The 18,778-nt window shown below is 42.4% G+C and carries 19 protein-coding genes and 2 pseudogenes; 2 read left to right on the top strand and 19 right to left on the bottom strand.

The window, feature by feature from the left end; all coding sequences use genetic code 11:
- Positions 1-14 precede the first annotated feature (14 nt).
- On the bottom strand, positions 15-1,400 hold the full coding sequence (locus RCO25_RS11515) for an alpha-L-fucosidase (protein ID WP_308996287.1): 1,386 nt from the start codon (positions 1,398-1,400) through the stop codon (positions 15-17).
- A 131-nt stretch (positions 1,401-1,531) separates the two neighbouring features.
- On the opposite strand from RCO25_RS11515, the gene RCO25_RS11510 reads away from it, so the two are divergent.
- Positions 1,532-3,832, top strand: coding sequence for a helix-turn-helix domain-containing protein (locus tag RCO25_RS11510; protein ID WP_308996286.1), 2,301 nt, complete (start codon positions 1,532-1,534; stop codon positions 3,830-3,832).
- Between the two features lie 45 nt (positions 3,833-3,877).
- Here the strand turns inward: RCO25_RS11510 and RCO25_RS11505 are convergent, their stop codons facing one another.
- From RCO25_RS11505 to RCO25_RS11470, 8 genes are all read right to left on the bottom strand, one after another.
- Positions 3,878-5,485, bottom strand: coding sequence for an extracellular solute-binding protein (locus tag RCO25_RS11505; protein WP_308996285.1), 1,608 nt, complete (start codon positions 5,483-5,485; stop codon positions 3,878-3,880).
- A 39-nt stretch (positions 5,486-5,524) separates the two neighbouring features.
- Entirely contained in the window at positions 5,525-6,433 is a 909-nt protein-coding gene (locus RCO25_RS11500; protein ID WP_308996284.1) for a carbohydrate ABC transporter permease, read from the bottom strand.
- An 18-nt stretch (positions 6,434-6,451) separates the two neighbouring features.
- A complete protein-coding gene (locus RCO25_RS11495) occupies positions 6,452-7,360 on the bottom strand; it encodes an ABC transporter permease (protein ID WP_374992101.1) in 909 nt (302 codons plus the stop codon).
- 1,075 nt (positions 7,361-8,435) lie between these two features.
- On the bottom strand, positions 8,436-8,756 hold the full coding sequence (locus RCO25_RS11490) for a hypothetical protein (RefSeq protein WP_308996282.1): 321 nt from the start codon (positions 8,754-8,756) through the stop codon (positions 8,436-8,438).
- A 73-nt stretch (positions 8,757-8,829) separates the two neighbouring features.
- Positions 8,830-9,261 (bottom strand): DUF6557 family protein, encoded by a 432-nt coding sequence (locus RCO25_RS11485; RefSeq protein WP_308996281.1) that lies wholly within the window; start codon positions 9,259-9,261, stop codon positions 8,830-8,832.
- A gap of 22 nt (positions 9,262-9,283) precedes the next feature.
- On the bottom strand, positions 9,284-9,589 hold the full coding sequence (locus RCO25_RS11480; RefSeq protein WP_308996280.1) for a hypothetical protein: 306 nt from the start codon (positions 9,587-9,589) through the stop codon (positions 9,284-9,286).
- A gap of 351 nt (positions 9,590-9,940) precedes the next feature.
- Positions 9,941-11,092: a galactonate dehydratase gene (dgoD, locus tag RCO25_RS11475; RefSeq protein ID WP_308996279.1), complete on the bottom strand. Its 1,152-nt coding sequence runs from the start codon at positions 11,090-11,092 to the stop codon at positions 9,941-9,943.
- Positions 11,093-11,105: 13 nt separating this feature from the next.
- Entirely contained in the window at positions 11,106-11,750 is a 645-nt protein-coding gene (locus RCO25_RS11470) for a bifunctional 4-hydroxy-2-oxoglutarate aldolase/2-dehydro-3-deoxy-phosphogluconate aldolase (RefSeq protein ID WP_308996278.1), read from the bottom strand.
- A gap of 335 nt (positions 11,751-12,085) precedes the next feature.
- On the opposite strand from RCO25_RS11470, the gene RCO25_RS11465 reads away from it, so the two are divergent.
- On the top strand, positions 12,086-12,757 hold the full coding sequence (locus RCO25_RS11465) for a FadR/GntR family transcriptional regulator (RefSeq protein WP_308996277.1): 672 nt from the start codon (positions 12,086-12,088) through the stop codon (positions 12,755-12,757).
- 200 nt (positions 12,758-12,957) lie between these two features.
- Here RCO25_RS11465 and RCO25_RS11460 read toward each other — a convergent pair whose 3' ends face one another.
- The 10 genes and pseudogenes from RCO25_RS11460 to RCO25_RS11420 form a co-directional block, all read right to left on the bottom strand.
- Positions 12,958-13,398 (bottom strand): carbohydrate-binding protein, encoded by a 441-nt coding sequence (locus RCO25_RS11460; protein WP_308996276.1) that lies wholly within the window; start codon positions 13,396-13,398, stop codon positions 12,958-12,960.
- 44 nt (positions 13,399-13,442) lie between these two features.
- Positions 13,443-13,586, bottom strand: a pseudogene (locus RCO25_RS11455) (winged helix-turn-helix domain-containing protein); the annotation flags it as partial.
- Positions 13,587-13,853: 267 nt separating this feature from the next.
- Complete coding sequence (locus tag RCO25_RS11450; protein ID WP_308996275.1) at positions 13,854-14,378, bottom strand: hypothetical protein; 525 nt, start codon at positions 14,376-14,378, stop codon at positions 13,854-13,856.
- A 47-nt stretch (positions 14,379-14,425) separates the two neighbouring features.
- On the bottom strand, positions 14,426-14,755 hold the full coding sequence (locus RCO25_RS11445) for a hypothetical protein (protein ID WP_308996274.1): 330 nt from the start codon (positions 14,753-14,755) through the stop codon (positions 14,426-14,428).
- Between the two features lie 10 nt (positions 14,756-14,765).
- A complete protein-coding gene (locus RCO25_RS11440) occupies positions 14,766-15,041 on the bottom strand; it encodes a CPCC family cysteine-rich protein (RefSeq protein WP_308996273.1) in 276 nt (91 codons plus the stop codon).
- A gap of 526 nt (positions 15,042-15,567) precedes the next feature.
- Positions 15,568-15,699: pseudogene (locus RCO25_RS34840) on the bottom strand (recombinase family protein); the annotation flags it as partial.
- A gap of 948 nt (positions 15,700-16,647) precedes the next feature.
- A complete protein-coding gene (locus RCO25_RS11435; RefSeq protein ID WP_308996272.1) occupies positions 16,648-17,526 on the bottom strand; it encodes an Abi family protein in 879 nt (292 codons plus the stop codon).
- A 144-nt stretch (positions 17,527-17,670) separates the two neighbouring features.
- The gene (locus RCO25_RS11430; protein ID WP_308996271.1) at positions 17,671-17,973 is read right to left on the bottom strand and encodes a helix-turn-helix domain-containing protein; all 303 of its coding nucleotides are present in this window, start codon (positions 17,971-17,973) and stop codon (positions 17,671-17,673) included.
- The gene (locus tag RCO25_RS11425) at positions 17,895-18,497 is read right to left on the bottom strand and encodes a restriction endonuclease (RefSeq protein ID WP_308996270.1); all 603 of its coding nucleotides are present in this window, start codon (positions 18,495-18,497) and stop codon (positions 17,895-17,897) included. Before RCO25_RS11425 ends, RCO25_RS11430 begins: the two co-directional genes overlap by 79 nt.
- Before the next feature lie 30 nt (positions 18,498-18,527).
- Positions 18,528-18,752: a helix-turn-helix domain-containing protein gene (locus RCO25_RS11420; RefSeq protein ID WP_308996269.1), complete on the bottom strand. Its 225-nt coding sequence runs from the start codon at positions 18,750-18,752 to the stop codon at positions 18,528-18,530.
- Positions 18,753-18,778 lie beyond the last annotated feature (26 nt).

Genomic DNA, 18,778 nt, shown 5'->3' with positions numbered 1-18,778 from the left:
ATTTCCCCTTTCGATTACTTGATTCGGAATACATGCGCTATCGGCGCTTGATCTGAGCGTTCATTCTCTGGTGTACGTACAATAATTCCGTTCTCCGTCCGGCGATAATACAGGTTGTCCTGTCCGCCTACGAGATCAATCTGGTTGAAGGCTTGCTGCACCGGAAGGTGTATCTCCTCTTCCACCGTCTCTTGCTCATTCTTGTACAAGTAGAAAGCATAGATCGTATCGTCTTTTCTCGTAAACTGACAGTTGCCTACGGAATACGGCTCACAAATTCGCGTTCCGTAGATTCCTTCGCCATAAACCTTCAACCATGCGCCCATCCCCTTGATCCGGGAAATGGCGGTTTGAGACAGTCTTCCGTCAGGCTGCGGAGCGACGTTAAGGGCCAAATTGCCTCCTTTCGCAACAACTTCAACGAGCAAATGGATCAGCTGGCGAACGGATTTATAATTATCTTCATAGCGGTAAGAGAACGCGTAACCCATCGTAATACAGCTCTCCCATGGAACATTCAGCGGACGCTCCGGCAGTGTCTGCTCAGGCGTAATCAAATTCTCATACGGTCCGCCGACGGTACGGTCAGCCGAGAGGAGCCAAGGCTGGATTTCACGCGCCTTCTCCACCACTTCACCCAGTCTGATGTTCTGGTCGCGATAATCATTAACCCAGCCTGCATCGAGCCATAACATATCGATTCGGCCGTAGCGCGTCATCAGTTCCATAATTTGCTTATGGGTGAATTGTACGAATTGCTCCCACAGCCAAGGATATTGCTTCGGATCATAGGAAGGCCCCCGAGACGTAAAAGTGCCGCGCTCCATACCCGGTGCCCAGTAGTAAGGCGTGTGCCAATCTGCCTTCGAGAAGTAGGCTGAAATAGCTAAGCCCCTTGCGCGAAAAGCATCAAACAGCTGCTTGCAAATATCGGCGTACTTATGCGTGTGGAAGGGACAATCCGGACCTGTGATGCGGTAGTCGGTGGTCGCGGTGTCCCACATGCAGAAGCCGTCATGATGTTTGGTCGTGAAATTTAAATATTTGAAGCCGTTCTCCGCAGCCAGGTCTGCCCACAGCTCGGGCTGAAAGCGGAGCGGATTGAACGTCTTGTTTAATCCGAAGTACTGTCTTTTCAGTTCCTCTGCGTCAACATCCCAATCGATCTCATTGCGGGACCATTCTTCATCCTGGTCGCAGAGCGCCCAGGATTCTACGAGACCAAGCTGAGAATACGGCCCCCAGTGCATCATAAGACCCAGCTTCTGATCCTTGAACCATTCGAGACGCTCCAGCAGCAGCGGATCTTCGGGTTTTACCCATTTCTCTTCACTGCTGAAGTTGTGTACTCCCTGCTCTACAACCTGCTCTTGTTCTTCTGTTTGATGTGTTTCGCTCATGGTATACCTCCAGCCAAATAAGCCTCGCATGCTGATCACTTTTAGTACTCTTCGCCTCTATGTCCAAATTGTATATTTATTGGTATGATTAGAAACAACTAAATGGATCGGTACAACAGGAGGCAGAATAAATGAAACGGCATTACTTCAAATCCAAACTGTTCTTAAAATATATCTGGTCTTACTTGTTCATTTTACTTATTCCATTAGTGCTTATGACCATATTCATCTATCAAAACGCAGTCACCAATCTCCGTTCCGAAATCGAGCAATCCCGTCTCAATCAATTAACGCAGACCAAAGTGATTATCGACGGCCGGATGAAGGAGCTTAACGAAATTGCATCCCGCGTCTCCTATGACAAGAGGCTGACTCTCTATCGGGTTCATGATTCTTACTTTAGCGGAGAAGCCATTCAAGCCTTGGATCAATATAAAGCGACAAGCTCTATCATTAGCGAAATGTTCTTATACTTTCATAAGGATGATAACATTTACTCCGCGAAAGGTTTGTCGAGTCTTGACGTATTCGCAAGCAGCTTCAACTTCAAAAACTGGGACAAACAATCCGTTTTCCAAGATTTGAACAGCGTCAAGTTTCCAACGATGCGTCCAGCCGATTCCGTCATCCGCAATGCTTATCTGGAGGATACGATGCTGGCTTATCTGGTTCCCATTACTCCTTTCAGTCCAAACCCGCACGGAACGATCATGTATCTGATCAAGGAATCCGAGCTCACGAGTTTAATCGATTCGATTCTAGGCAATTATCAAGGATTGACTTATATTCTTGATAACAAAGGTCAAATTCTTGTAGACAATCGACAAGGCGAAGCCTTAACGAATGCTGAGGCGAAATCCTTATTCGGTCTCTCGCCCGGCATTCACGATAAAATAGTAAATGGCAAACCGCATTCGATCGTATCCGTAACGTCGGAGAATAACGGCTGGACGTATGTAACCGTCATGCCGAGCGCGCAATTTTTCAGCAGCGTCGTGCATGTTCGCAGCTTCATCGTCATTTTATTCATTATCGTTGTTCTTGTAGGGGCTGCGATTGCCCTCTTGCTTGCCAGAATGCAATACCAGCCGATCTCTACGCTTCTGGAGTTCGCAAATTCCAAATCAAAACCGAAGCATCTGTCAGATGAATCTAAAGCAACCGGCAACGAACTAGACCGCATTCGAACAGCTCTGCAAGAATACAGCTCGCGTGTAGATCTTCAAGAGCCATACGCCCGAAATCAAATCCTGTCCATGCTGCTCAAATACGGGAATGCGCAAAGTCTAACGCCAGAGCTGCAAGAAGCATTCGATCTTCAATTCGACCGAACTCATCACTTCGTTATCGTGATAGGCTGGGGCGCAATGGAGGACACGCAAGACGAGAGACAGGAACGGCAAGAAATAATCGAGCTGCTTGCCCAGATCGAATTCCCGGAGCTGGCTGCTCATGCCTACGGTGTTGAGCTCCCTCAACTCGATCAACTCGCGCTGATTATCAGCTTCAATATGAACAAATCGGAGCAGGAAACCACCACGATTCGTCACATTGTCGAAGCGGTGCGCAGCAACATGCTGGAAACGTTCGATGTTACTCCCACGATTGGCGTCGGAACCTGCTACTATAGTCCTGATCAGCTGAATCAATCCTTTATCGAAGCTTGTTCCGCATTCGAACTGCGAGCGTCCAGCAGCCTCGGCACCGTCACCTATTTCGAGAAGCTGCTTCATACGCCGGATCATACGTTCTGGATTCCGAACAACTCGCTGATGAAGCTCGCACAGAGCCTCAAGCTCGGAAGCTACGATGTCGCCGCACAGATGATAAGTCCGTCAATCCGGAGCCTACAATCATCCGAGCTGTCCGCATTGCTTAAACGCTGCATATGCTTTGATATTCTTAACACGATGCTGAAAACCGCATCTGAGCTCGGTATCCATAATTTGATTCAGGAAATGGCTCCAAATATGATTTACACCAATTCATTAGATGAACTGGAGAGCGGCTTCCTGAATCTCGCCTCCCGTATCTGCAATCAAGTGGAGCGCAACAATCAGAAAAAAGAGCAATCGCAGATCGACCGGATTGTGTCCTATATCGACGATCACTATATGGACCATACGCTCAGTCTCGAGACGATAGCCTTTGAGTTCGCTATTTCGCCTTCTCATGTCAGCCGGTCATTCAAGGAAAAGATGGGCCTTAACTTTATTCAATATATTTGGCAAAAAAGAATGGATGAGGTTATGCGCCATTTAAAAACGACGAACGCTCCGCTCAAAGAAATCATTATTCAGGTCGGTTATTTGGATACGCCTAACTTTATCCGGAAATTCAAGAAGGAAACCGGTTATACGCCTGGCCAATACCGCAAGTTATTCTGGGAGAACGGGCAGGCCCAATCGGCGCCCGATGCGGATGATGAATAATAAACAATACCCGGTCATGATTTCGCATGACCGGGTTTCTGTTTTCTATCTGTCGTATGCGCTTTGATAAAGCTCAGCGATACGGTCGCCGCCCATTTTTTTAATTTGTTCAAGATACTTGTCCCAATTGGAGAGCGGCTCCTGACCGGTTACGAACTTCGCTTCCATCTGTATAACGTAAGTGTTCAGATCGGATAATAAAGCAGAAGCCTCGGTTTGCTCTTCATTTGTCAAATAAACGTTAGGGTAAGGCGATTTTCCGATTGGCGTAAGCTTCTCTGCATTTTGCTTATCGATCCATAGGTCGAACTCGCTCCGAAGTCCTACGGCAATATCGCTTGAGTTCATACCCGGCGTAAGAATACCATAGTTTGGTGTCATCGTTCCGCGGTATTCTTCACGGTCGATGCCGCCTGGAACAGGAAGCCATTCCTTTTCGTGCGTTTCCTTGTTTTTATATTTCCATAGAAGGTTCTCTGGACCTTGACTAAACAACGTAGCGCCTTCATAGCTGTATAGGTAATCTACCCAACGCATAGTTGCCTCAGGAGCCGGATTGCTACTTGTGATCGCGAATGTACCATTCGCTGAAATACCAGGGTGCTTGCCATAGACAGGAGAATCAGCAATTTCACTTTTCACCGGCGTCATCAACGGGTGGTCTTCGCTTGGTTCGCCGCCTAGCGTAAAGTAAGGATGATAGTCGTTGAACACAGCTATTTGATTGTTTTTCCCTTTTGCTTTTTTCTGTTCATCCGTTTGCGAGAATGTCTCATGGTCGAGCAGCTCATCTTTCCATAGACGGTTCAGGAACGTTAAATATCCTTTGTAACCCTCTTCTTGTGGCGTGTAATGCACTTTGCCATCCTTATCGGCATAGACGACCTCATCATAAATGCCCCAGAAACCGAGGAAGTACATGCGCAAATCGTTTAGTTTAACGGATGTAAGCGGAATTTCATCCTGCTTACCATTTCCATTCGCATCTTCATCCTTAACGCGCTTCAGATAGGCATACAGCTCGTCAGTCGTCTTAGGCTCTGTTGCCCCAAGAGTTTTCAAGAACTTGCCGTTGTACCACATTGGACCGCGGTACCAGACTGCTGCTAAATCAACGTTCGGCAGCGCATAAATATGTCCATCTGGCGTGGTGAACGACTTGCGGATCTCCGGATGGTCATCAAAGATCTTTTTGATATTAGGCGCGTAGCCTTCATCAATGTATTTTTCAAGAGGGATAAGAACACCTTGAGATCCGTAAGTGACTTGTTCTGCAGGTTTAAGATCCGCTGCATAGAACATATCCGGCAAATCTCCGCTGGCAAATACAAGATTTTTCTTGGTCGCAAAGCTGTCAACCGGTGCGTTCTGGAATTCCAGTTTAATGCCTGTCAATTTCTCCATCTCTTGTAGTACAGGCATTTTGTTCCAATCCGCAACGCCGACATCCTGTGACATCATTTTGAGCGTAATCGGTTCATTGACAATCGGAAAGCCTTCTTTGCTGACCCCTTCAGCCGCATTGGAAGTTTCGGAACCGGCATTGCTGCCATTCGTTTTGCCCTCTTCGTTCGGTGAACCACAAGCCGCTAACACTGAGATGAGCAGCGTGATACCGAGCAATAGCGATGATGCTTTACGTAGCTTTTTCATCCAAAAAACCTCTCCCTTTTTGTATGTTTATGAGCAAGATCAGCCCTTTACGGAACCAATCATGACACCTTGCACAAAGTAACGCTGAAGGAACGGATAAACGGCAATAATAGGCGCAGTCGCTACGATAATTACGGCGTATTTGACCAGCGAAGCGATTTCTGCCTTGTTATTGAGGGCAGACGCGCTTGAAGCATCCATTGCGCCACCGCCCTGTGCCGACATCTCCTGCAGAACAAGAATTTGTCGCAGGACAAGCTGCAGAGGGTATTTCGCAGCATCATTCAAATAGATGAGTGCAGAAAAATAACTGTTCCAGTTACCCACACCGTAGAACAAAGCCATAACCGCGATGATAGGCATCGACAATGGCAGAATGATTTTTATGAACAGCCGCATGTTGGTGCAACCGTCAATCTGTGCAGCCTCTTGCAGCTCTTTAGGAATCGAAGACTGAAAGAACGTACGGGCTACAATGATGTTCCAGATCGAAGCGGCTGAAGGAATTACAATCGCCCACATCGTATTGATCATTCCTAATTCTTTGACGAGCAAATAACTTGGAACGAGGCCGCCGCCGAAGAACATGGTGACTAGGAACATTCCCATAAAAAAGTTACGTCCCAAAAAGTCTTTACGGCTTAGCGCATATGCAGCCGGCAGCGTAACTAATAAATTGATCGCCGTACCGACCACCGTATAAAGGATAGTGTTGCCGTATCCCGTCCATATACTCGAGTTCTGGAACACTCTCTGATAGCCTTCGAAAGTAATGCCTTTTGGCCACAACCACATTTCACCGGAACCGACTAAATTCGGATCGCTAATTGAAGCACTAATCATATAAATGACAGGATAGGCTACAATAATGAAAGCCAAGAATACATAAAGATAGTTGCAAATAAGAAATAGTTTATCCCGTCCGGATTCTTTAACAGCAGAAATCATTGGCTAACCCCCCTTCTTTTACCACAGGCTGTTTTCATTGGTACGACGCACAATCTGATTCACGACAATAAGCACAATCGCGTTAATAACTGAATTGAACAAGCCGATCGCCGTCGAGAAGCTGTACTGGGCATCCACAAGCCCCGAACGGTATACGAAAGTCGAAATGACATCAGATGCCTCCATATTCAGCGAGTTCTGCAGCAATAGTATTTTCTCAAATCCTACCCCAAGCAGACTTCCCATGTTCAGAATCAATAGAATGGTCATCGTCGGGATGATCGTCGGGATGTTAATATGACGAACACGTTGGAACCGTGAAGCACCATCAATAATCGCTGCTTCATGCAAACCCGGATCTACTCCTGACAGCGCTGCCAAATAAATGATAGTACCCCAGCCTGCGCTTTGCCATACACCCGAGAACACATACATCGTCTTGAACCACTGAGGGCTCGTCAGAAAATCAGGTGCGTCAAACCCGAGCCATTCAATTAAGTGTGTGACGATCCCATTAGAAGGTGACAAGAAAGTAATGATCATACCCGCCATAACGACTACCGAAATAAAATGCGGCGCATAAGTGACGGTCTGAGCCATCTTCTTAAAGAACCCGCCCTTCAACTCATTGAAGGCCAGCGCCAGTATAATCGGAATTGGAAACCCGATTGCCAATTCATACAGGCTAATACTCAATGTGTTCCATATCAAGTCCCAAAAGTAATAGGATTCAAAAAATCGGACAAAATGATCGAATCCAACCCAAGGGCTTCCCATAATCCCTTTAGTAGGTATGAAGTTCTTAAACGCAATTTGTACGCCGTACATCGGAACGTAAGAAAAAATTAGAAAGTAGAAAAATGCGGGTCCAATGAATAAATAAAGCTCCCAGTTCTGAATAATTCTTTTCCACACTCTGCTCTTCATCTTACCCGGTTCCGGAAGCACGCTGCCCGTTACGATACCTTTAGCCTCCTGCATAGAATCACTCCTTCCGGTTTTGTTATTGTTGCTTTAGCCTCGTGGTCCATGACAGGATTCGAAAAATGCTATCGCTTACAATTCCAACGATAGCCTACAAGTGGAAGCACCGTAAATATGTCATTTTCACTCTCGTGTGAAAGCGCATACTATAATGAATAAAGACTAAATAACGAATTAATCAAACTAGTCTAATAATATCGAAAATGTGTCATTTTTGCGTTAAAAACACCTATTTATCGGGCTCCGCAAGATTTACCAATCGCTTTAAAGCCATTAGCCACCCCCTACAGGCAGTGATGGGATAAAATAAAACAAAAATAACATGTATGCGTTTTCATTTTATCTTGGTCATGAAGCTTGGACTTCGGCGAATCGAGTTTATCCACATCTTAAAATACAAGCGTACAGAGCTGCAGCCTTCCATTGGCGGTAAAGCTCGTTTCGCGGAGATAGATAAACTTATAAGTGAAAATTCTTCTTTCTTTGAAGTTATGGACAATGACCCGCATGGGTATATTTTTTTCTCTAACACGTGCCTGTCTAAGCAAAAGAAAGACGGGCCTCTAGATGAGCCCGTCTGGGTAGACTGCACAATAAACAAGTGATCTCTCATTTGTTCACTTAATGAATGCCCAATAAAGCGAGTTGCCTGTTGGCTACTGCACTTTGTGCAATAGAAACCAGGTTCTGCGAGCATGGTGTGGCGCTACAGTGTAGAAAATACAGCAAAAACAGCCTAAGAAGACCTCAATTAGTCTAAATAGGCTGTTTCTGTTGTAGTAACTGCAGCGTAGCTATGAAACACCTCGTCTGTAGGTTGTTCTGTTGTAGTAACTGCAGCGTAGCTATGAAACACCTCGCACGAATGGGTTTCTGCTGTACAAACTTCAACATGATTAATACGCTCTGCGGAAATGCAGCCTAAGAAGCTCCGCGGGTGATGGCAGACTGCGTCAAAAACAAATGATCTCTCATTTGTTTGCTTAATGTATGGCCAATAAAGCGCGTTGCTTGGCAGCTAGAATACTTCACACGTATCGAATATCCTTTCAAAATCGCCTTCGGCTATTAAATGTTCAATCACTTCTTCAATGCGATTACGACTACAATTATCCACAAGCAACATGTCACTTCCCCAAAAATACTTTCCCTGTAAGCACTCGCCCGTCTGTCTATTCTTTTCCGCAAGCGTATATATATTCTTGTATGTATAACATGAAGCAACCCATCTCGAACCATCTTCGAACGTAACGATTACATCTGTATTGTCGTCGTGAATATCCCATCCTTCAGCCCATTCTTCCGCTTCGATCCATATGGAATACTGGTTATTCCCCATTTAAAACCTCCTATTCATTTCTTAGCTCATTTAATCGCTTTATATCTTTCATCTGTCCAATGAAATCAAATATTTATATAGATTCTCCGTCATCATATCCATAGTAGAATGTCATTTCCCAAAGACAATGGGCGACAAAACATTCATTTGTCATAGTAATTAACGACTCTTCATCTATGTAATAACCCAACCATTCACTAAATTTGCTTGATGCAATGGAGTAACCTATCCATTCGTCATCCATTCCACAAACATCAAAATGAAGTAAGTCATCCTCATCACTAAATTCATTGATGCAGATTGAATCCCCATCAATTGTCTCCTGGAAAGCATTTATATAAATATACATGTTAGTTTCGTTTGGAAAAGGCGAAGCCAGTTTCAGTTTTTTATAGAGCGTGCTAAACTTGTCAAATCGCTCCTTCTTGTTCGGATAATGGATTATAAACTTTTCCCAAACCTTAGTAAAATCTGTAACGATAATCAACTCTTTGAATGTCGGCATATTCCCTCCATCATTTACTCATTTATTCAATATTTAGTAGCCTTTCAATTCGTCGCAACCATTTAGGCTTATAGTAATGACTAGACGGTCCACCTTGATAACCCTCATCATCCCAGCCCTGTTGTTTAAAATGCTCGATACGTCTTCCCGGTACATCCGTTTCAGTTAATGCTTCATCATGAATAAAGAAAATATCACAGGTTACACACTTCAAGTGAACTGTATCATTTTCTTTGCCATAAGCAGTTTCAAACCAATTTAATTCCATTCCACAATGAGGGCATAATATTGCATACTTTGCTTGCAGCCAGCTAATAAGATTCTTCATTCTCTACCTCAATCCTTGAATGAATTCTTCATTCCCTGCCTTCATTGTATTTCTTTGATCGATCTCCATATCCTGCTTGCGCTGCGTCTAAACATACTACATATTTAAAATTCTCGTCAGGTGCATCTGGTAGTAGACCATACGGATTCCATGCATCAATGACTTGCTTAACGATCTCCTTTTTCATATTAACAGGCACTATGTCTCAGGTTACAACAAACAATAGCGAATGGTGCTTCCAAAATAAAAAAGACTACCTCCTTGTATTGAGGAAGTAGTCTACACTTTTGAATAAGTTATTTACTTGACCCGTTGTGGGCGAAAATAATCTAAACTATTTCACCGATCTGTTTACCATTCGGCCACCGATCCGTCCTTATGTCTCCAAATCGGATTTCTCCATCGATGTGGGGATTCCGACGCCATTTTACGGACGTACTCCTCATTAACTGTAATACCTAGCCCCGGGCCCTGCGGAATCTTCACATGCCCATCCTCGTAGGAAAATACGCTTGGGTCCGTTATATAATCCAGCAGATCATTCCCTTGGTTATAATGAATTCCAAGGCTCTGTTCCTGAATGACTGCATTGTGAGCTGTTGCGTCAACTTGCAGACAAGCAGCAAGTGCAATAGGGCCTAGCGGGCAATGAGGGGCTACTGCAACATCATAAGCCTCCGCCATCGCGAAGATTTTCTTACACTCTGTAATGCCGCCTGCATGCGATAAATCTGGTTGAATAATATCCACATAGCCATCTTCCAGCAATGATTTGAAATCCCAGCGTGAGAACATTCGTTCACCCGTCGCAATCGGTGTGCTGGTATGACTGACAATATCTCGGAGTGCCTCGTTATTTTCTGGAAGCACGGGTTCTTCTATAAACATCAGCCTGTAAGGCTCTAATGCTTTGGCAAGTACCTTTGCCATTGGTTTATGAATACGGCCGTGAAAATCTACACCGATGCCAAAGTCCGGACCAGTCGCAGTACGGATCGCTGCTACCCGTTCCACGACCTGATCCACCTTTTGATAGCTATCAATATATTGCATCTCTTCTGTAGCGTTCATCTTAATCGCTGTAAAGCCTTGCTGCTGCTTCTCCAATGCTGCTAGTCCAACATCACTCGGCCGATCCCCACCGATCCAGGAATAGACACGCATCGAATCACGGCAAGCCCCGCCAAGCAGCTGATAGATTGGAGCATTGAAATATTTTCCTTTAATATCCCACAACGCCTGATCAATCCCTGCAATCGCACTCATCAGTATCGAACCGCCACGGTAGAACCCGCCACGATACATCACCTGCCAATGATCTTCAATGCGAAGCGGATCTTTCCCGATTAACAGATCCATGAGCTCATCTACAGCCGCTTGTACCGTATGAGCTTTGCCTTCGATAACAGGCTCCCCCCATCCAACTATTCCTTCATCCGTTTCAATTTTTAAGAATAGCCACCGGGGTGGTACTATAAAAGTCTCAAACTTAGTAATTTTCAAATTTACCCTCTCCCTATTCTCTAGCTTTTTTGATTTCCAGTCTGAATTGTCGAGCTAACCTTGTAAGCTCCTCATACCGTTCTTCTGCAATCGCTTTCACATTCGTTAAAGAACTTCCTATGCCTACAGCCACAGCACCTGCGCGAATAAATGGGCCCACATTGTCCAAAGTAACTCCACCTGTTGGCATCATCGGAATATGTCCGAGTGGAGCCGATAACTCTTTTATATAGTTAACACCTAGTGAGGAGCCCGGGAAAATTTTAAGCATGTCTGCCCCGTATTGATACCCCTTCACGATCTCTGTCGGCGTCATGACCCCTGGAATCGAGATACGTCCATATTGGTTGGTTAGACGAATCGTAGCTTCATCCAGGATCGGAGAGAATATAAAATCAGCTCCCGCTTCGATCGCCGCCTTCGCTGTTTGTTCATCTAATACTGTACCTGCGCCAACTAAGGCTTTACCTTCGTATCTCTCTTTCAACTGAGTAATGATTTCATATGCCCTGTCTGTATCGACCGTAACCTCTAGCGCTCCGACGCCACCTGAAACCAGTGCATCCGTAATCTGAATGACCTTGTTATATGGAGGCCTTCGAATGACTGCAACGATTCCGGAATCCTTTAACTGCTGCAGCTGTTCCTTTTTGTTCATGATGCTTCCACCTCTTGCCCGCTAAACAGAACCTTGGACTCTTCAAAAGATACGATTGCCATCTTATCCTATCCTCCTCCTCTGTAACAAAGACAGACACCCTTTTTATTGATCCTATCTATATTTGATAGTTATAAAATTGACACATATAGATCTGATCTAATATTAGGATATAACATAAATTATTTCGTTTAATTACTTTTATCCGATAAAGATCAGATCTTTATGAAGGTATCATAGTATCTTTATTTCTAGATGTCAATATGTAATTACGATTAGGAGAAGCTTGTACGATTATGATAATATAGACCTAATATGAAGATACATTGGGGATTATGATGATGAAAAAAACTACCTTTTCAATGACAATAGATGTACTTAAACAAAAAATTATAAGTGGGGAATGGCCTCCCGGATCACGTATACCAACGCTTCAAGAGATCTCTAAGGACCTGGCTGTAAGTGTATCTACTGTAAGAGAAGCACTGCGGACTCTGGAAAGCCAAGGAAATGTCAGTATCGAACATGGACGGGGAATGTATGTACGCAACGATCCATTATTGTTAGAAGACCCTACTGCGGACCTTAAGGAACTGGGTGATATTTCTCTCGTCAAATTACTGGAAGCAAGACTGCTCATTGAACCCAAACTGGCTGCCTTAAGTGCAGAGCATGCTACGCGCACCCAAGTCAAGCAACTTCGAACGCTGGCCGACTCTATGGTTAACCAGATGGAAGAAGGGGGACCATTTTTAGATACCGATCTTGCCTTCCATCATCTCATTGCAGAATCAGCACAGCATCCTGTCCTATTTCGCATGTTGGAGTCAATCTACCCACTTCTCTCCGAAGGTCGCAAACAGACAAACACCTTGCCTCATATGCGTACCAAAGCATCCAATTATCACATCTTAATTGCGATCGCCATTGAAGAACGACACAGTGAGCAGGCAAGGCAGCTCATGCATAGCCATATCCACGACATGCTTGAAGCATTAAAAAAGTAACAACTTGCCTTCTAATTCAAAGCTCGCTCTCGATGAAGTAATCCGCTCTTAAAAAAGTATAGGCATTTCAGTCACTCTGGTATAATTCCGCCTAGTTTCCATAAAGAATCCGCCAAAAAAAGGCTCCTTTCTTCTAGCTAGAAGGAAGGAGCCTTTTTTTTATACATTTTAAGCGGAAAACGAACTATAATACAAGCTTCTTAATCGACCCTGGAATATTTCATCCGATCGAGGTTCCCTACATACAAAAGGCTTGATGTGGTTGATCCCTTCAATACGATACAAATGGTTTGCTTGCCTGTCAGCGATTGATCAAGATGTGCGCCGACTGTTTTGTATGCCCCCCAACTGCCGCCCGTATTCGGAAGATTAACCTTGCCGATAATCGCACCGTCTTTGTTATTCATTCTAATTTCTGCAACGACGTCTGCCGGGGCTCGATTAGAAGGCGAGTCGTATACCATCTCGACATAATTTTTGCCTTGCGTCCCGAACTCGGCATCTTTGTAGATAAGCCATGCGCCATTAAACGTGTTGCCGACAACCGTGCCACCGTTGTTCGGTTCCGTTTTTAACGGATTGTTATTAAAAGTATTTTTAGCCGTGGTCCATTCAAAGCGGTCTTCAAACTCCACATTCACACTCGGCTCCGGTGGCTGTGCTTTTAACGTAAAGCAGCCGGATCGGAGAGAAACGTTCCTCTTCTTGGTAAACGATACACCATTCCCTTGTTAACCAGTTGCTCAAGCGCAAGTTTGGCCGTCATTCTGCTTATGCCAAATTGCCTGGACAGCTCCCCCTCGGAAGGGACTGGCTCATGTGGCCTCAGCTGATTTGTTTCCCAATCACAATATAATTGTTACCTTTTGAAGGTAACCTTTTACTAACTTCAACTATTGAAAACTTTATATTTTGGCAGACAATAAAACTGCTTTGTATAGGTAGCCTCCTTTTTTTTCCTCCATGATTGTTACTTCCTCAGAGTTTCCCCATCCCCATGCCTGCCTAGAATAGAACCCACCTTTGACTTTACATTTCAAACAATGAAAATAATAATATGTTGACATTGGTATTCCCCCATAAAATTGCTCTTTTATCATTGCACCTCTCTGTACTCTCCCCACCCTTTAAAAATGTATAATGCTTGCAATGCTTCTCTATAATTTTGGGCAGTTACTTCCCATTTCTTATGATACTTACCAATCATCAAATGCTTATCTATTAATTCCTGTATTTCTTTATTATCGGCAAATACAAAATCATCAATATAATCGGTTGAATAGTTAATTTGAGGTTCCCATAATTCATATTTAGTTGATTTATCAAATCGATATGCTTTTAGTTCCTGTAGATTATATTTAATTCTTTCATCTCCTTTTTTCCACCAAACCGAATCATGTCCCCAGTACATATTTGAAGACCAATATTCAGGTAGTTCATGATACATAATGTCACCTTCATATACTTCCTCTAGATGTCCCCAAAAAGAATTTATACGTTTGATTGCTTCATCTTGGTTAATTGGAAATCGACTTATTAAATCAATTAAAATGAAGCGGCAATATAAAAAAGAACTGTAATCTGTTTTAAACACCCATACTTGGTTTTTAAATATCTCCATTACATCTTCACCCTATCTAGATAAAATCGTGCTTTTATTTATACTTTTTAAATTACATTGGGATTATTAGCTGAGTAAGACACGATGTGAGAAAACTCTACAGGTTCAAACTTAAAATAAAATAGGTTATTACCCCAATCGTCCCATCCTGCTGCATCCATATGAGGTACGACTGATACGTAATATTTTAGATCATAACGCTTTATTTGTTTTTTTAAATAGTCATTTATGCCAAGCAGGTTATCCTTGTCAATAATCAGCATACTTTTTTCAGAACTTTCAAATAGTTTTTTGCGCCAATAAGAGGAAATGCTTATCTCATAGAAAACATCCTCCAAACAGCATTTATGAATTTTCTTCTTAACCCTTTTTCTCATGTGACCGCTCCTATTTATAAGGTAATGTCTTCCATTTTTCATCACGTTCATCGTTTTTTGTTGGAGGTCTAACAGAATATATACATCTTTCTTCACATGAACCAAACTCAATGAAGTTCCTTTGACCTTGTCTAAGTGATACCTCATTTGCTCCACCCTCATAATCTGGGTTATCAAATTGAACACCATCATCTTCCCAAAAGCAGATTTCGCAAATATCATATGTTCCTGGCGGTTGTTCATTTATTGTCTTATAACCACAACAAGGACATGTATATAATGCCATGGTTTTCAACTCCACTTTTATAAATTAGGTATTGACTAATCACAGCATTTATCAAATATTCGATTAAATTCACCTTGTATGATTAAATGCTCAACCACTTCCTCAATCCGTTTACGACTACATTCATCAACAAGCAGCATGTCGCTATTCCAAAAAAACTTGCCATGTAAGCACTCGCCAGTATGTCTATTCTTCTCAGCAATCGTATGTATATTCTTATATGAATAGCATGTAGCTATTACTCACTGTTGGAGTAATTGTTTTTTTTCATGTAACTTTTTCAAAATCAAATATTCGAGGTTTAGATGTGCTACCCCCTAATAAGAAACAGCATTTGATCTCAAAGGTAGAAACCACCGCCCCTACCCTAGAGACACACGTCTTTTAAAAGTGGAGATTTATCAATGCTTACTTACAATGTGACTTAGCTGCTCAAGAAAAATGACCGTATTCTCAGTATTAATTAAATGAGAACCGGCCATCAATAATAACCTCTCGTTGCAAATTGCTATCACACGCATTATATTTACGCTTGCGACACTAGTTGAATACTGACTTCATACTCAGCGACTCTTCGGTAAAAGGTATTAGGTTTCATGTTTACTCGTTTCAAAGCTTCAACAGCTGTAATCCTCTCAGCTTTCCATTCTTCATATGCATTTACAAATTCAGTTGTAATCTTCCTTATCCTAATAAATTCCATGTTCGTTGTAAATTTATTTCTTGAACTTAGCTTTAATGAGTACTATTACTCCACCAATAAAAATTCCAACAATTGCCCAAGCTGCAATAAATAATATCGAATCCATGATGTAATCTCCTTTGTTGTTACCATTTTTAGCGAATGAAGTCAGACTCTTATTTTAACATGTTGATTTTTGATTTTTCTTTCCATTGTTATAGCTGCGCTCAAGCACATGAAACAAAAGAAGTATACCAGCAAGTGTAAACCCAGTACTGAGTAGATAGTTATCATCGAATAAGAACTTCATTGAGAGCTGAATGAATAGGACAGCTATCAGTATTTTAATAATCAGCTTGTAATTCATGAACGCAAATTTTTCTCTCAATGGATACCCCAACTTTCATTTATACTTCCTTCTCTTCCAGCAATTATACGATATGCTAGGTCATATGTCTCAGGTTTCAACAAACAATAAGAGAAGATAGGACTACACAGCTCCTGACTTCTCTCTGACTCTTTTACTCAAATTTGATAATTCCTAATAAATCCTGATAGGCAAATTTAACAACATAAAAAAGACTACCTCCTGTTATTAGGAAGTAGTCTTTACTTTAGAAAATAGTTTTTTACGTGACCAGTTCTCAAACTGGGCTGAATTAGCCTAGGCAATCTCACAAATGTAAGAGTTTATCACCTTTATTACATCATGCCGCCCATGCTTCTGGGCGGTTTTTTGATTCCTCACGTTTCCGAATAGTCCGATATATCAAGGGCTTCCGTCTTTTGATTCCATTGAAAACTAGGCAGTAAAAATGCGTATGTGGGAAACTGTGTGGGGAAACCTCAATCTTTATCAAGCGATCTAAATTCTCCCTCTGATACCAATTTCGAAGCGTTTTATGAGAAGCTACTAGACGCGGTCTATTGGCTCAATAAGTCATACCAATCTGGCGTGAAGCCAATTCGATCTAACCGGACACCAGGGTATTCGTTCATTAACGCTAACAGTTTAACCAACCACATTTCCCAAGTTTCCGGCGTGCTAAAAAACTTAATCCCAATGATCGTAGCAAACAAACTAGAAGGTTGAAGCATAGCAGATTTGTACTGTTTGGGAATTCTAACTTGACTAGGAAAACTACGATTAAATATGCGACTATAATGAGCACATCTGTTTCTAAGCAAAGTTAATGAATGAAGCCAACTTGAAATTTCTTTGTAATGGGAGCTCGGATAGTATTCTTGCGCTATATGTTTGGAATCAGCCACTTTGAGGTTAGAAAAAAGCTTAGATAAAGTCCCTAATGTAACAGTTTCAAGAGCCACCCAAACAGGGAATCTACCACCATATCTTGAATTATGATGTTGTACGTATAAGTCTTTTGTAGATTGGCCAAGACACCTTTGAAGGTCTAACAAAAATGATTGATGCTTGTCAGCATCTTTAAAATTTTGTGGGTCAAGATGACCTTCCGCTCCGTAATGATGAGCAATTAAATACGATAGATGCGTTCGAAAAGCAATTTCTATAGGTTCAATAATTTCTAATAACAATATCCGTAATTTCCTATCAAACATGTAGTGCATATAAAGAGTTTCGAAAGTAGTGCCTTTATGGAACCTGTCGCTTTTATTTTTAAAAGTGAGAGCATAGGCAGTGAACCTGTAATAATTCGAGCGGGATAGAACGTTAATTGCCAATTGGCGATCTTGTACAATCAGTCCTCTACCAGTTAATATGTCAAGTTGCTCTTCGAATGTTGTGGGAGGCTTCAGTTGTATTGTAGTATGAACATTCATATTTAAGAAGCTCCTTAAAAATAAATGACCCGCTCTGTTACACATCGTTGAGAGGTGCGAGCGGGTTCTGTTACACTGACTATAACACGTAATAAACCAATAATCAATGCATTTTTTTGTAAAATAACCACTCAGCAAGCCGGTTTATACCCCTTTCGTTCCCTCCAACCAATCAAAAAACACATCCCTGGAAACCTTGATCCGGCTGCCGACTTTCACGATATGGAACTGCTTAGAATTGGCTAGGTTGTATGCCTGCACTCTGCCGACCCCCATTATCTTCTGAATATCCGCAACGTCCAATGTGTCTGGGTATTTATCCCTAATTCTTTCTGTAATATAAGACCCCTCCCACCTCTTACTCTTTATTAGTTGTAGAAAGGGGTCAATGGTGAAGTTGATCCTTCCCCGATCTCTTCTAATGTTATGTTTATACTTTGAAGCCACATATCTAAAAATTGTTCTCCATCGATTAATCGAACATTTACTTCTTTCGCATATCTAATTGCTTCCTGACTGAATGAACTTGTGGTGACTACTAAAGCGCCTTCCGCATCTTGTTTTACCATTTGACTATGTAAAACCGCTATGGGTTGAAAATCAATTCGATTATTTGGTGCATAGCATTTCACCTGAACAAGCTGCAGCCCATCCTCTGAATAGTGTAAAATATCGATGCCTCCATCATTGCTCGGAGGCGTTACCTCACACGTCCCACCTTGTATGATCTGGATTGTCTTCGCAACAAAATACTCAAAATCAAGTGGAGTATCCTCGGTTTTCCCTTCTTCCCTTTTAAAACGTTGATACATTCCAGCGAGTAAAATCTTACGCACATCGACATTTAGTGAGAGCATTTTATTAAGTCTTGATGACTCTTTTATTAATTCATTGGCTCTAATTCTGTGGAGATTATAAGCCATGTATCCAATCCCCAAAAAAATTAAGATCAGGATCCATTCAGCAAACATATATTCATCTCTCCTCTGATTGTAAGGGGGTTATATATCCCAAAACTTAGTGACGTTAACGTTAGGATCAATCTGACGTACCGCATTCATAATCTTCTTCATTACGGTTGGACTCGGAATAAAGTCATCATCAATACAGGCTTTGCTGATCGTATTCCGGCTGACTTTAGATTCCCTTACAAGCTGCTCTTGATTTAATCCGTGCTGATCGAGCCACTTACCCAGTCGGCTCCTTTTTTTACCTAAACCCCACATTCTCAATCCCTCCCTGTAGTAACCAG

This window comes from Paenibacillus sp. LHD-38 (assembly GCF_031157315.1).
GTDB lineage: Bacteria > Bacillota > Bacilli > Paenibacillales > Paenibacillaceae > Pristimantibacillus.
The sequence above is the reverse complement of the archived record's forward strand: the minus strand, read 5'-3'. Positions and strand labels throughout refer to the sequence as shown.

Coding starts and splice junctions, on each gene's coding strand:
- RCO25_RS11490 (WP_308996282.1), bottom strand. CDS start 8,756: ATGGGGAATAACCAGTATTCCATATGGATCGAAGCGGAAGAATGGGCT.
- RCO25_RS11445 (WP_308996274.1), bottom strand. CDS start 14,755: ATGAGAAAAAGGGTTAAGAAGAAAATTCATAAATGCTGTTTGGAGGAT.
- RCO25_RS11425 (WP_308996270.1), bottom strand. CDS start 18,497: ATGTTTGCTGAATGGATCCTGATCTTAATTTTTTTGGGGATTGGATAC.
- RCO25_RS11470 (WP_308996278.1), bottom strand. CDS start 11,750: ATGAACAAAAAGGAACAGCTGCAGCAGTTAAAGGATTCCGGAATCGTT.
- RCO25_RS11450 (WP_308996275.1), bottom strand. CDS start 14,378: ATGGAGATATTTAAAAACCAAGTATGGGTGTTTAAAACAGATTACAGT.
- RCO25_RS11495 (WP_374992101.1), bottom strand. CDS start 7,360: ATGAAGAGCAGAGTGTGGAAAAGAATTATTCAGAACTGGGAGCTTTAT.
- RCO25_RS11465 (WP_308996277.1), top strand. CDS start 12,086: ATGATGATGAAAAAAACTACCTTTTCAATGACAATAGATGTACTTAAA.
- RCO25_RS11420 (WP_308996269.1), bottom strand. CDS start 18,752: ATGTGGGGTTTAGGTAAAAAAAGGAGCCGACTGGGTAAGTGGCTCGAT.
- RCO25_RS11485 (WP_308996281.1), bottom strand. CDS start 9,261: ATGCCGACATTCAAAGAGTTGATTATCGTTACAGATTTTACTAAGGTT.
- RCO25_RS11515 (WP_308996287.1), bottom strand. CDS start 1,400: ATGAGCGAAACACATCAAACAGAAGAACAAGAGCAGGTTGTAGAGCAG.
- RCO25_RS11500 (WP_308996284.1), bottom strand. CDS start 6,433: ATGATTTCTGCTGTTAAAGAATCCGGACGGGATAAACTATTTCTTATT.
- RCO25_RS11435 (WP_308996272.1), bottom strand. CDS start 17,526: ATGAATGTTCATACTACAATACAACTGAAGCCTCCCACAACATTCGAA.
- RCO25_RS11505 (WP_308996285.1), bottom strand. CDS start 5,485: ATGAAAAAGCTACGTAAAGCATCATCGCTATTGCTCGGTATCACGCTG.
- RCO25_RS11440 (WP_308996273.1), bottom strand. CDS start 15,041: ATGGCATTATATACATGTCCTTGTTGTGGTTATAAGACAATAAATGAA.
- RCO25_RS11510 (WP_308996286.1), top strand. CDS start 1,532: ATGAAACGGCATTACTTCAAATCCAAACTGTTCTTAAAATATATCTGG.
- RCO25_RS11480 (WP_308996280.1), bottom strand. CDS start 9,589: ATGAAGAATCTTATTAGCTGGCTGCAAGCAAAGTATGCAATATTATGC.